The 12,974-nt window shown below is 72.9% G+C and carries 8 protein-coding genes; 6 read left to right on the top strand and 2 right to left on the bottom strand.

Annotated features, from left to right (window positions below; genetic code table 11):
- Positions 1 to 624: a hypothetical protein gene (locus AB0K52_RS14910; RefSeq protein WP_363531615.1), complete on the bottom strand. Its 624-nt coding sequence runs from the start codon at positions 622 to 624 to the stop codon at positions 1 to 3.
- 269 nt (positions 625 to 893) lie between these two features.
- Between AB0K52_RS14910 and AB0K52_RS14905 the strand changes: the two genes are divergently transcribed.
- The 4 genes from AB0K52_RS14905 to AB0K52_RS14890 all read left to right on the top strand — a co-directional run bounded on the left by AB0K52_RS14905 (position 894) and on the right by AB0K52_RS14890 (position 6,574).
- A complete protein-coding gene (locus tag AB0K52_RS14905; protein ID WP_363531612.1) occupies positions 894 to 3,326 on the top strand; it encodes a glycosyltransferase in 2,433 nt (810 codons plus the stop codon).
- A 67-nt stretch (positions 3,327 to 3,393) separates the two neighbouring features.
- Positions 3,394 to 4,935 carry an asparagine synthase-related protein gene (locus tag AB0K52_RS14900; protein ID WP_363531609.1) on the top strand — a complete coding sequence of 514 codons (1,542 nt, stop codon included), beginning with the start codon at positions 3,394 to 3,396 and terminating at the stop codon, positions 4,933 to 4,935.
- Between the two features lie 42 nt (positions 4,936 to 4,977).
- Complete coding sequence (locus AB0K52_RS14895; RefSeq protein WP_363531607.1) at positions 4,978 to 5,448, top strand: hypothetical protein; 471 nt, start codon at positions 4,978 to 4,980, stop codon at positions 5,446 to 5,448.
- 175 nt (positions 5,449 to 5,623) lie between these two features.
- Entirely contained in the window at positions 5,624 to 6,574 is a 951-nt protein-coding gene (locus AB0K52_RS14890) for a glycosyltransferase (protein WP_363531604.1), read from the top strand.
- Between the two features lie 8 nt (positions 6,575 to 6,582).
- Here AB0K52_RS14890 and AB0K52_RS14885 read toward each other — a convergent pair whose 3' ends face one another.
- Positions 6,583 to 8,130: a glycosyltransferase gene (locus AB0K52_RS14885; protein WP_363531602.1), complete on the bottom strand. Its 1,548-nt coding sequence runs from the start codon at positions 8,128 to 8,130 to the stop codon at positions 6,583 to 6,585.
- Between the two features lie 287 nt (positions 8,131 to 8,417).
- On the opposite strand from AB0K52_RS14885, the gene AB0K52_RS14880 reads away from it, so the two are divergent.
- Positions 8,418 to 11,603 (top strand): glycosyltransferase, encoded by a 3,186-nt coding sequence (locus AB0K52_RS14880; protein WP_363531599.1) that lies wholly within the window; start codon positions 8,418 to 8,420, stop codon positions 11,601 to 11,603.
- A 5-nt stretch (positions 11,604 to 11,608) separates the two neighbouring features.
- Positions 11,609 to 12,913 (top strand): glycosyltransferase, encoded by a 1,305-nt coding sequence (locus AB0K52_RS14875; RefSeq protein ID WP_363532098.1) that lies wholly within the window; start codon positions 11,609 to 11,611, stop codon positions 12,911 to 12,913.
- Positions 12,914 to 12,974 lie beyond the last annotated feature (61 nt).

Raw genomic sequence — 12,974 nt, 5'->3', positions numbered from 1 at the left:
TCAGGCGTCCGGGTCCGCGGTGGGCCAGCCCGCCGGGAACGGGAAGTCCTGGGCGAGCGCTTCGCAGCCCTGGGTGACCTCGGCGTGGTTCTTGCGCCACTGGCAGGTCAGCTGAATGACGTGCTGGCCCGCGAACATGAAGAAGTTCCGCATGAACAGGCTGCCGTTGTCGCCGCCCGCGTCCTTGAAGTAGCGGTGCACCGCGGGCTGGCGGTGGACCTGCGCCGGGTAGATGTTCGTCGCCTCGATGGTGTTCCCCAGCGGGGCCTCGTACTCGAGGATCATCGCGGCCTGGCTCTCGAAGTCGGCGGCCGTCGTCCCCTCGGGGAGGTAGTACGTGGTGACGTTGAGCAAGCTCTCGGGGTCGCCCCCCTCAAGGGCGAAGGTCCACGTCTGGCTGGCCTCGGTCAGGAGCGGGTCGCGGGCCGCGTCCACCGCGGCGAACCCTTCCGGGGGCGTGATCGCGAGGTCGTACGGCTCGGTGAGCTCTTCATAGGAGACGGCCGCATTGCCCTGGCCCTCCTCCTGTTCGGTCTCGGGCTTGTCTCCGGAATCGTCAGAGGCGCCGCTGCAACCGGCGACCGCCAGAATCAGCGCGGTGGAGAACAGGGCGATTCGTCTCATTGGTCAGGGTCCTCAACGGAGTCGGGGGAAACAAGCGTCATCATAGCAATACGGGGCCGCCGACCGAGGCACCCGAATCCGGCTGAGACGAGCGTCCGCGCACATGACGGGCAGTACAGGCGCGATCTCGGGGAACCGGCGACGGGCCGGAGTGGGATACGATATTGGACGCCCCCGAACCCCTTTTCTTGCATACACCCCAGAGGATTTGGACCGACCGAATGAGCGGAGACCGCTTTCCTAGTGCGCTTATCGACGATTACACGTCGGTGATTAGGAAAAAGGACCCGGAGTCGCTGGTTTCCACCGTCATCCGCACCCGCTCGATAGAAGGACGGCGTCTGCTCGCCCACCGCATCGCCGAACCGGCCGTCGGTCTCGGCGACCTCCTCGCGGCCGCAGGCGATCCCACGGCCGAAACGGCGCTGTTCGCGGGGCACCAGGTCGACATCGCGTCGCTCGCGCGCCTCGCCCGAGCGCTCGTATGCGCGCCCGAGAGCCCGGCCGACCTCGACCACGGCTGGGCCGTCTACGCGATGGCGCTCCGGCACGGGCCGCCGGAGGTGATCCACCCCCGCGACCAAGGCGCGCACGCCGAACTCGCGGTGCTGCGCGGGGACCTCGACGAGGCCCGGCGGCTGCTGGACCGGTACGGCCTCATCGAAGAGCATGTGCGGCGCGGCATCGAGATGGACCTGTGCAACCCCTGGTACGCCGCGGCGGCCGCCGACGAGGCCCGCTGGAAGGCGCTGCTCGGCGGAGTCGTCCCGGCGCCGCTGCCGGACCTCGCCCCCGGCAGCGCCGAAACGGTGTTCGACAGCCTGCACGTCAAGGAGGCGCCCGCGCCTGTGCCGGCGCCCGAGTTGGTCTCGGTCATCGTCACCAACTACCAGCGGGGCCTCCCGTTGCTCGCCGCCGTGCAGTCCGTGCTCGAGCAGACCTGGGCGAACCTCGAAGTCCTCGTCGTCGACGACGCCTCGGGGCCTGCGTACGGGGAGATCCTCGACAAGGTCGCGGCCCTGGACGAGCGCGTGCGGGTGATCAGGCTCGCCGAGAACGGCGGCACCTACCGGGCCCGCAACGCCGGGCTGGCCGCGGCACGCGGCGCGTTCGTCGCCGTGCAGGACTCGGACGACTGGTGGCACCCCCGCCACCTCGAACTGCACCTGCGGCCGTTCACGACCGACCCGGAACTCGTCGGCACGATCTCGCGCAGCATCATGCTCACCGAGGACCTGCGGGTCACCCGCCTGCGCCGCGCGCCGGTGCTGCCGTGCGCCAGCTCGCTGCTGTTCCGGCGCGAAGCGGTCCTCGAGCGGATCGGCTACTGGGACGACGTCCGCAAGGCCGCCGACAACGAGTACCTCGGCCGCATCAAGGCCGCGTTCGGCAGGCGCTCGGTGCGGCAGATGGCCGAGGTGCTGACCCTGGTGCGTACCGGGACCGAGTCGCTGTCCTCCAGCGACTTCGGCTCGGGCTGGCGCCACCCCGCCCGGTCCGCGTACCGCTCCGGCTACCAGCTGTGGCACCAGCGCATCAGCGAAGGGAGCGCCGACCCGCACGTGGGACTCGGGCGGCGCGCCCCCGTGTTTCAGCCCTACCGGTTCCGCGTCTCGAGCTCCGCGCAGCGGTACGACGTGGTGTACGCGGGGGACTGGGTCTCCTTCGGAGGGCCGCAGAAGTCGATGATCAACGAGATCCACGCGGCCCGCCGGGCCGGACTGCGCGTCGGGATCATGAACTTCACGCCGTTCCGCTTCGTCCGCGCCGTCGACCGCGACCTCACCCCGCACATCCAGCAGCTCGTCAACGACGGCCTGGTCGACCACGTGACCGCCACCGACGACGCCGAAGTGCGGCTGCTCGTCCTGCGGTACCCGCCCATCCTCCAGTTCCCGCCCGGCGGCCCCTTCTCCCTGAAGGTCGACCGGCTGGTGATCCTCGCCAACCAGGCGCCGTCCGAACGCGACGGCAGCGACCGCCGCTACCTGCCGGCGGCCTGCGAGCAGCACGCCTACGAGCTGTTCGGGGTGTGGCCCGAATGGGCGCCGCAGGGGCCGCAGGTGCGGCACGCGATCGAGCCGCTGCTCACCGAGCGTTCCGTCCTGCACCCCTTCGACGTCCCCGGCATCATCGACACCGACGAATGGTGCCTGCCGCGCACCCACTTCCGCGGCCCGGTGGCGGTGATCGGCCGCCACTCGCGCGACAACGAGATGAAATGGCCCGACGACCCCGCGGTGCTCCTGCAGGCGTACCCCGCCTCCCCCGAGTTCGACGTCCGGATCATGGGCGGCGCGGAGGTCCCCGCCCAGGTGCTCAAGCGCCGCCGCCCGCCGCGGAACTGGCTCGTCTACCGCTACGACGAGGTCGGCATCCGGGAGTTCCTGCACCAGATCGACTTCTACGTCTACTTCGCGCACCCGCAGTTGGTGGAGGCCTTCGGCCGCAGCATCCTGGAGGCCATGGCCGCCGGCTGCGTGACCGTCCTGCCCCCGCACTTCGAAGAGGTCTTCGGCGAAGGCGCCGTGTACTGTGAACCGCACGACGTCGCGGCCCTGGTCACCAGGCTCCGCTCCGACCCGGACGAGTACTTCGCGCTGAGCGCCGGCGCCCAGCGCCACGTCCGCCGGAACTTCAGCTACGAGTCGTACCTCCACAGGCTCGCACAGCTGGGAGTCGCCGCTCAGGGTCGGCGATGAACGAACGGCCGGTGCTCTCCGCGCGCCGCCCGGCGCTGTCGAGAGGGCACAGAAAGGCATTCCCGCCATGTCCACCCCTTGGATCCGCCGACGGCCGGTCCGCGACCTGATGCCCCCCTTCCCGAACGCCTCCGCGCACTCGGCCACGCCCGCGGTGCCCGAGGCCGAAGTCCCGTCGGCCGGCGACGCCGCCGAGCTGCTGTACGCCCGCGGCTTCCTGCTCGCACCGCACGAGCACGAGGCGCCCGTCTTGCATTGGCGGCAAGTCCGGATCGACGGACTGTGGCTCTCCTACGACCCCCGCTGCGCATTCGCGGTGGCCCGGTCCGGGCGCTCCTGGGTGGCGCTGCTCGGCCGGGCGATCGACCTCGGGACCTGGGATGAGGACCTGTCCACGATCGCGGCGGGACTGCTGCGCGCCAAGGCGGCCGGGCGGGAGGTCCTCTTCGACGGGATCGACCGGCTCAGCGGCCGGTTCGCGGTCTTCTACGAGCACCGCGGCGAGACCTACGTGCAATCCGACGCGGCGGCCATGCGGTCGGTCTTCTACGGCCGCCGGGACGGGCGCACGTACGCCGCCTCGCACGCGCACCTCGTGGCCGACCGGGTCGGCACCGCTCCGTCGGCGTTCCCCGACCCGCAGGCGATCCGCCAGGAGCACAACGCGTACGCCCTCCCCGGGCGCATCACGCCCTTCGCGCGGGTCTTCGCGCTGACGCCGAACACTGAACTCGAATTCGCGGCCGCCGAGCCCCGCCGGTGCTTCCCGCGCGAGGACCCCGAGCCCCGCACTGTCGCCGAGGCCGTCGACGACGTGCTCCCGCTGCTGCAGCGCCAGGTCGAACTGCTCGCCGCGCGCGACCCGCTCGTGGTCTCCCTCACCGGCGGCCTCGACAGCCGGACCACCCTCGCCCTGACCCGGCCGGTCGCGGACCGGGTCGACTACTTCACCTATGACGCCGACAGCGGCGAAGGCGAGTCCAAGCGGGCGATGCGGGCCGACGCGGCCGCCGCCCGCGAGATCACCGCGGCGCTCGGCCTGCGCCACCACAGCATCATGCCGCTGTTCGACGCGCCCCCCGCACCGCTGGCCGCGGTCATGGACCGCAACTCGAAGCGCGTCAGCGCACCCGAGCTGTACGCCACCCACCGGCAGTACGAAGGCGGCTGCCGGGGCCTCCACATCAGGTCGAACCTGTACGAGATCGCGCGCGCGTTCTACCGCGGGAAGCGCGAGCAGCCCGACGTGCTCACCGCCGAGGACATGGCCCGACTCCTGACCGGCCGCGAGTCCACGCCGGACGCGTTCACCGCCGCGTTCGCGGAGTTCATCGACGCTGTGGACTTCGACCGCGCCCAGCGGCGGTACGACCCGCTCGACCTCTACTACTGGGAGCACCGCTGCGGGGTGTGGCTGGCCGCACACCACATCGAATCCGATGTTGCGTTCGACACATTCACCGTCTTCAACTCGCGGCGGATCCTCGGGCCGCTGCTCGCGATCCCGTTGGAGGACCGGATCTCCGGAGCCGCCTTCGTCCAGATCATCCGCCGCACCTGGCCCGAGCTTTTGAAATTCCCGGTCAACGGCGCGATCATCGAAGCCTGACGCCGCGCCCCACCCGCACGACACACAGAAGGAACCATCTCGATGCTCGACCTCGCCCGCCGCCTCCGCCGGTCGCCCAAGCGCACCCAGGCCGCCGCGGCACTCGCCGCCGCACTCGTCGCGGGCGCGGTGGCCGCCGCGCTGCTCGAGGCCCACGGTCCAGCGCTCGCGGCCGTGGTCCTCCTGCTCGCCGGGACGGCGCTGTCGCTGATGCGCGAGAACGCGCGGCTGCACCGGAAACTGGACGAGCAGCAGCGGGAACTGCGGGACCAGCACCGCGACGCGATGCGGTATGCGGCCAAGGCCGACAAGCGGCTGCGCACCCTCGACGCCCGCCTCAGCCTGGTCACCCGCAACTTCGACAGCCGCCTGCGCGAGGCGTCCGCCGACACCGAGGCGGCCACCCGCCGCGTCCTCGGCGCGATCGAGACCGAGCGCTTCGCCGCGGCAGAACGGCACCACGAGATCGCGACCGCCCTCGGCAAGGGCGTCGACGGCGCCGACCGGGCCTGACCCTCGCCCGCGACCTGCACCGACCGCATCCGGTCGATACGATGTGGACCCCTCTAGTTCCAAATCCCCTTGAGAAGAGTCCATCGTGGGCATCCGCACCCTCTTTTCGCGACCGCGGGGCGCCGCCGGTCGCGGCAGCGTCCGTTCTGGTGGTTCGAGCGCGTTCCTGCACGTCGTGGGCACCCGGTTGGAGATCGGGGTGTTCAACGAGCAATGGCTCGAATACCGTTGGCAGCTGTTCGAGACGCTGGCGCTTGCGTCCGTGGACTCCCAGTCCGAGAAGGACTTCGTGTGGGTGCTCGGCATCGACCGGGACATGCCGCAGTCGTTCCGGAAGCGTCTCGACGAGCTGGTCTCGACCCGCCCGTATTTGCGGCTGCTCGAACTCGAACTGCTCGACGACTTCGAGCCGGAGTTCAAGCGGTGGTGCATCGAGGAGGCGAAGGCGAACGGCCGCCCGCCGGTCCTGACCACCAGGATCGACGACGACGACGCCGTGCACCGGGACCTGTTCGGCGAGATCCAGCGGGCCGCCCGGGAGCTGCTGGCGGACCGGGGCGCGCTGCCCGCCGCGATCACCGCGACCACCGGCTACCAGTGGGTGCCCGCGACCGGCCAGGGCTTCCGCGCCTACCACTACAGCCACTCGATCGGCACGTCCCTGCTCGAGTCGTTCGACGCGTTCACCTCCGTCTACGGCAAGAACCACCGGCGTGTCCCCGACTGGGTCGTCGAACGGGACGGCTCGGTCCAGCACATCGGCGGCGACACCCGCTGGTGGCTGTACGCGACCACGGCCACGTCGCTCGAGCTGCTGCGCACCGGGAAGAGCCTGCGTGACGGCACCACCGCGAACCCCGGCGCGCACGAGATCGACCGCAGGACCCTGCGGGCCTTCGGCATCGCCGAGGCCGGACGGCTGCGCGAGGTCCGGGAGCCGGTGATGGCCGAACAGCACGTCGACCTCGTCGAGCAGGGCAAGAGCGTCGACCGCGGCATCAAGCGCGTGCGCAACGAGATGCGCAAGCGGCGGCAGGCCGGCGAACCCGCCGACCCTGAGCTGCAGGCGAAGCGCAGCGAACTGCACGAGCGGCGCAAGGAGCTCGCCCGGGCCTGGGTCGCCTAGCCGCCGCCTCAGCCGCGGAGGCGGCGCAGCCTGCCGAGCACGCGGCGCGGCAGCGACCGCCGCACGGGCGCAGCTCCTTCGAGGCGGGCCAAGGCGGCCTTGAGCTCCTCGATCTCGCGGCGGTGCGCGTCGGCCTTCGACTCGTCGTTGAGGAACCAGAGGCCCGGTTCGGCGGAGCCGATGCCCCACACGGCCTCCAGGACCGCGTCGAGGTCCTCGCCGGGTTCGCGCAGCCGCTCGGCCCGGGCCAGCGCGGCGGTCCGGTCAAGCCGCACCCGCAACGGGCCCACGCGGCTCGGGACGGCGGTCTCGAGCCGGCCCAGGCGGTGCTCGTCGGCGTGCGCGACCAGGCGCTCGAGGCCGTCGCGGCGGGGCACCGCGCCCGGGGCGATCGAGAGCTGGAACGGCACGGGCGCGACCGCTTCGGGCACCTTCTCCAGGAACCGCACGCGGGCGTCGCCGCGGAAGGTCTCGCGGATGAGCCGCAGGTTCAGCAGCGGGTCCTCCAGCGGCGCGACCCGGTCGGCGCCGAGCGAGCCCCACGGCCCGGTCAGCACCACCTCGACGTCGGCCAGCGTGCCGGCCAGCACCGCGTTCACCGTGGCCCGCACCGGTTCCAGGCGCGCCCCGTCGGCGTCGACCAGGACCCTGACGTAGGGCACCTCCCACGCCCGGCCGGCGTCGGTGCGCAGGTGCCGCAGCGAAGGGATGCGGTTGGCCGCGAAAGGCCGGCGGTACCGCTTGCCGTCCTCCCGTCGCGACTTCATCTGCGACAGCCCCAGGTGCCAGGCCAGCGCCTCCGCGTCGGCCGCGAACAGCGCGCCGCGCTGCGCCATGCGGTAGCCCAGGTCGGTGTCGCTGCCCAGTGGCATCGTCGCGTCCGTGCCGCCGCAGTCGTCGTACATCGCGCGCGTGAAGGAGATGGTCGCCCCGTTGGCGATCGTGAACGCCCGCACCGGGTCCTCGACGAGCCCGCCGGACTCCTTCACGAGCGCGACCTCCCACTCGTCGCCCACCTGGCGGTCCGCGAACAGCGCCGCGGCCTCCCCGCCCGCGACCGCGTCGCGCACCCGCCCGGGCTCGAGCGGGTCGGCCGCGAGGTCGACGTCGACGAACGCGAGCTTGCCGATCACCGCAAAGTAGTCGCCGGCCTCGTGCCAACGCGCGTGCGCCTCCACATGGCGCGCATCGGCCACCACGTCCGAGTCCAGCCGCACGACGACCTCCCCGGTGGACGCGGCTATCCCCGCGTCCACGGCGGCGGCGATGCCCCACCGGCCCGGCCGGTTCGGCACGATCCTCGTCGCAGCGGGCAGCACCTCCGGCAGCCGCAGGGGCGGCTCGGAGCCGTCGTCGACGACGACCACTTCGAGCAGGTCCGCCGGGTACGTCTGGGCCGCGAGCGAGGCGAGCACGAGATCGAGCTTGTCCTGGCCGCCGAAGGCGGGGACGACGACGGAGACCCGCTTCACCGGGTTCCATTCGCCGAGGCGGGCGGGGGCGAGGGAGCCGCTGTCGTTCCGGGCGACGCGCAGCGGCGGGGTCGGTTTCTCCATGGTGAACCGAGCTTACTTCCCGTTCTGGCCGTTCCGTGTGCGCGAGGGTACGCCCGCGCGAACCCGCGGCAGTCGCTTGCTGACCTCGGCTATGGTCTTCTGCGGGGGCGATGCGCGGCACCCCCGGTGCCACCGCGACCGCCCCCGGCGCGTGTAGACGTTTGCGACAATGAACACGGTCGCCGACGATCCGCCGGCCGGGCCTCAGACCCCGCCTCCGCGCCCCCAGCGCCGCCGCCGACCGCCACCAGACCCAACGGTGGGACCGTCCCCCCTGCATAGGAACGATGACCACGAACTCCCGCACCCGGCCCTCCGTCCAGCCCCCCGCGCACCGCTTCGGTCCGTCGCTGGCGGGCGCGGCCCTGCCCGCGATCGCCGGCAGCGCCATCCGAGGCGGTTCGCGCCTGGGGCGGTCGATCCTCGCCTCCCGCGCCGCGGAGGGCGCCGCCGAACCCGCCGAGGCGATCACGGGCACCCGTCCCGAAGCGCTCCGCGAACTCGCCCGCGCCCTCGCGCAGCGGCCGCTCGCCGAACGCGATGCGGACCTGGCCCTGGGCCTGTACGACCGGGCGCGCGAGTTCGATCCGAGCGGCGGCCCCGAGCAGCACCGGGCACTGCACTTCCGGCTCGCGGTCGCGCAGCTCGGCGCCGACGGCGCGGCCGAGCGGATCGAGCGGCTCCTCGCCACGGCGCCTGACGACCACGCGGCCGCGTACGCCGCCGAAGCCGCGCACCCCGCGCGCGGCGGCGACGAGCAGGCCTGGTTCGCGGCGTTCCGCCGGTTCGCGGACTGGGAGGACGTCGAACTCACCGGGGAGCCCGGGCTGCCGCTGCTCGACCGGCTCCGCGCCGCCCCGGGCGTCGCCGGCACGGTCGACGGCCCGCTCGTCTCGATCATCATGACCTCGTACCGGCCCGGCCCGGAACTCCTCACCGCCGTCCGCTCCCTCGTCGACCAGTCCTGGCGCAACTGGGAGCTGCTGCTCGTCGACGACGCCTCCGGCCCCGAGCACGAGCAGGTCCTCCAGGAGGCGGCCGCGCTCGACGCGCGTGTCACCCGCTACACCCAGAGCGTCAACGGCGGCACCTACCGCGCCCGCAACAGCGCCCTCGCAAAGGCGAAGGGCGAGTTCACGGCCGGCCTCGACTCCGACGACTGGGCCCACCCACGCTGGCTCGAAGCGCTCGCGGCACCGCTCCTGGCTGACGACGCCGCCGTCATGTCGGCGGGCCACAGCATCCGCGCGACGGCGGACCTCCACCTGTTCACCGGCCCGGCGCAGAGCCTCGCGAAGATCTTCTCCACGCCGATCCTGTTCCGCACCCGCCCCGTGCGCGAGAAGCTCGGCTACTACGACGTCACCCGCAAGGGCGCCGACACCGAGTTCCGGCTGCGGCTGCAGAAGACGTTCGGCTCGCGCCGCTGGGTCCGCTCCGAGGCCCGGCACACCGTGGTGCGCCAGAGCCCGACCTCCTTGTCGGGCGGTGAGGTCGGCGAGGGCTGGATGCACCCGCTGCGCGCCGCCTACGAGGCCGGGTTCCACCGCTGGCACAAGGACATCCAGGCCAAGCGCGCCAAGCCGTACCTGCCTGACGCCGCGCCGCAGCGGCCCTTCCCCGCGCCCGCCCCGCTCCTGGGAGCGAAGCGCACCACCGCGGTCGAGCGTGTCTTCATCGGCGACTGGCGCGAACACGGCCCGCAGCAGCGGGCGATGCTCGCCGAGCTCGAACGGGACGCGGCCGCCGGGGTGAAGGTCGCCATCGCCCACTACGAGAGCTGGGCCGCCGTCGCCGACGGGTACGTGCCGGTGGGCCGCGAGGCGGTCCGCCGGGCCGCCGCCGCGGGGGCCGAATGGGTCGACCTGCACGAGATCCGATCCGACCGGGCGCTCGCGGCGGACGAAGCCATCGCCGCCGCCGTCGCGTTCGACTTCCCCGACGCAGGGATAGGCCCGGTCGAGGTCATGCCTCCCGCTCCGGAGGAGCCGCAGCGGCCCGCCGAGCGCACGTCGCTCGACGGCGGGGCCGCCGGTCGCGCCCGCGCGCTCGCCGGCCGCCTGAAGCGCCTGCCGCGCCGCCTCCTGCGCGGCAAGAAGGCCGCGCTGCGGCGCGGCCTCGGCAAGGCCGCCGGGAAGCTGCGCGTCCTGCGCGCCAAGGTGCGCCCGACCGAGCGGGACCTCCTCGGCGTGCCCACGGACGAGCAGCGCCGGTCGCTGGCGCTGTGGACCGACCGGCTCCACGTCGGCTGGTCCGTGGAGGCCCGCGCCCACCTCGGCGGGCTCGCCCGGTCGGAGGCCGAGATCCCCGCGCTGCGCATCGCGGCGCTGGAGGCCCTGACCGACTGGCACGACGCCGACGACCGCGCCGAGCGCCGCGATCTCGAGCTCGACGTCGTGATCGTCTCCAACTTCCACCTCCCCGGCGGCTCCTCCTCGTCCAACGCCGAGGAGATCCAGGCGTTCCGCCGGGCCGGGCTGCGGGTGGGCCTGCTGCACTACCCGGTCTATGACTGGCCGCTGGTGCGGCCGGTCAACGACAAGATTCAGCGGCTGCTCGAGGACGACGGCGTCGAGTGGATCACCGCGCACGACCGCGTCGACTGCGACCTGGCGATCGTCCGCTTCCCGCGGATCATGATGCGGCCCATGGACGACCTGCCGGACCTGCGGCCCCGCCGCACCGTCCTGGTGGTCAACCAGACCCCGTGGCACTACTACGGCCCCAAGCAGGGCCGCCAGTTGACCTGGGACGTGCGCACCGTCCACCGCAACCTCACCGACTGGCTCGGCGAGCACACCTGGTACCCGCAGGGGCCGGTGGTCCGCGAGGCCCTGCTCGCCGACCACGCCGACGAGATCGACGGCATCGACCTCTCGCCCGAGTACTGGTACGCGGTGCTCGACGCCGGGCAGTGGCGCCGCGACGGCCGCCGCCCCGGCGCCGGACCGATCCGCATCGGCCGTCACACCCGCGACCACGCCCACAAGTGGCCCGAGACGCCCGAGCAGATCCTCGCCTGCTACCCGACCTCGGACGACTTCGAGATCCACGTGCTCGGCGGCGCGAACGCCGCCAAGGCCCTCCTGCGCCGCCTCCCCGAGAACTGGACGGTGCTGCCCTTCGGGTCGGTCCCGCCCCGGGACTTCCTGCACCGCATGGACGTCCTGGTCTTCTTCATCGCCGACTCCAGCGAGGAGGCGTTCGGCCGCACCCCGCTCGAGGCCATGGCCGTGGGGCTGCCGTGCGTCCTGCCGCGCAGCTTCGAGCCGCTGTTCGGCGACGGCGCGGTCTACTGCGAACCGGCCGAAGTGGAGGCCCGCGTGAGGGAGCTCATGAACGACCCGGACCGGTACGCCGCCCAGTCCGCGCGCGCCGTCGCGCGCGTCGAGCGGCACTACTCGTACGACGCGCTCCTGGAGCGGGTCGCCTCGCTCGGCGTCCGCCTCCCCGCCCCGGCGGAGGCCCGGTGACCGCCATGGGAGAGCACCGCGTCCCGCCGCTCGGCAACGTCCCGGGCAGCCGCCGCCGCGCCCTGCGCAAGCTCACCGGCCGCCTGGAGTACGGTTTCTCGACCGAGGCGGTGCCGGAGCTGCGCCGCCTGCTCGGCGCCGCCGACGAGACCGCCGCGACCCGGCTCGAGGCCGGCGCGGCCCTCCTCGACTGGCAGGAGCGCCGCCGCGGCGGCCGTGCCGCGGCCACCCGTCTCGACCTCGACATCGTCATCGTGTCGCACTTCGCGCTCCCGGGCGGGAACTCGACGGCCAACGCCGAGGAGATCAAGGCCTACCGGGCCGCGGGCCTCAAGGTGGGCCTGCTGCACCACCCGGTGTTCCACTGGGACGTCTCGCGCCCGCTGAACGACAAGATCGCCGCCCTGGTCGACGGCGAGTCGGTGCGGCTGCTCAACGCCTGGGACCCGGTCTCGTGCGCGCTCCTGATCGTGCGCCTGCCGACGATCGCGCTGCGCCTGCGCGACGACCTCCCCGCGATCGACGCCGGCCGGACCGTCCTCATCGTCAACCAGACGCCGTTCAAGTTCTACGGCCCCGAAGGCGGCGTCGAGGAGGCCTGGGACGCCGAGCGGGTCCTCGCGAACCTCGACGCCTGGGTCGGCCCGCACACCTGGTACCCGGTGGGGCCCATGGTCCGCCGCGCCCTGGTGGACCACCACGCCGCCGTCGTCGCCGGAACTGACCTCGCCGCCGAGGACTGGACCGAATGCCTCGACCCGGCCCTGTGGTGCCGTGAGGCCGCGCGGCCGTCCGACGGGCGCATCCGCATCGGCCGCCACTCCCGCGACCACCCGCTCAAATGGCCCGAGTCCCCTGAGCGCCTGCGCGAATGCCATCCGGCCGACGAGGACTTCGAGGTCCACGTGCTCGGCGGGGCCGCCACGGTCGCCGAACGCCTCGGCCGCGTCCCGGCGAACTGGACGGTCCACGAGTTCGGCGCGATGGACGCCCGCGAGTTCCTGCACGGGCTCGACGTCTTCGTGTACTTCATCGCAGAAGAAGGGCGCGAGGCCTTCGGCCTGGCTCCCCTCGAGGCGATGGCGGCCGGCGTGCCGGTGGTCATGGACCCGCGCTTCGAGCCGCTGTTCGGCGCGGCCGCGGTCTACTGCGAGCCCGGCGAGGTCGCCGCGACCGTGCGCGCGCTCGCGGCCGACCCCGAGGCCTATGCCGCCCAAGCGGAACGCGCGCGGCTCATCGTCGAGGAGCGGTTCTCCCACGACGCCCTGCTGCGGCGCGTCGCCGCACTGGGCGTCGCGACCGGCCGCTGACGACAGGGACGACGAGAGGGGCGCCGCGCTTCCGCGCGGCGCCCCTCTCGGTTCGTTCGGG

This window comes from Glycomyces sp. NPDC049804, from assembly GCF_040674615.1.
Taxonomy (GTDB): domain Bacteria; phylum Actinomycetota; class Actinomycetes; order Mycobacteriales; family Micromonosporaceae; genus Glycomyces; species Glycomyces niveus.
Note: the sequence above shows the minus strand (reverse complement) of the source record. Positions and strands in the feature narration are given on the sequence as shown.

What these genes read in the sequence shown, in the direction of transcription:
- AB0K52_RS14910 (WP_363531615.1), bottom strand. Translation starts at nt 624, where the DNA reads ATGAGACGAATCGCCCTGTTCTCCACCGCGCTGATTCTGGCGGTCGCC.
- AB0K52_RS14900 (WP_363531609.1), top strand. Translation starts at nt 3,394, where the DNA reads ATGTCCACCCCTTGGATCCGCCGACGGCCGGTCCGCGACCTGATGCCC.
- AB0K52_RS14895 (WP_363531607.1), top strand. Translation starts at nt 4,978, where the DNA reads ATGCTCGACCTCGCCCGCCGCCTCCGCCGGTCGCCCAAGCGCACCCAG.
- AB0K52_RS14885 (WP_363531602.1), bottom strand. Translation starts at nt 8,130, where the DNA reads ATGGAGAAACCGACCCCGCCGCTGCGCGTCGCCCGGAACGACAGCGGC.
- AB0K52_RS14880 (WP_363531599.1), top strand. Translation starts at nt 8,418, where the DNA reads ATGACCACGAACTCCCGCACCCGGCCCTCCGTCCAGCCCCCCGCGCAC.
- AB0K52_RS14875 (WP_363532098.1), top strand. Translation starts at nt 11,609, where the DNA reads ATGGGAGAGCACCGCGTCCCGCCGCTCGGCAACGTCCCGGGCAGCCGC.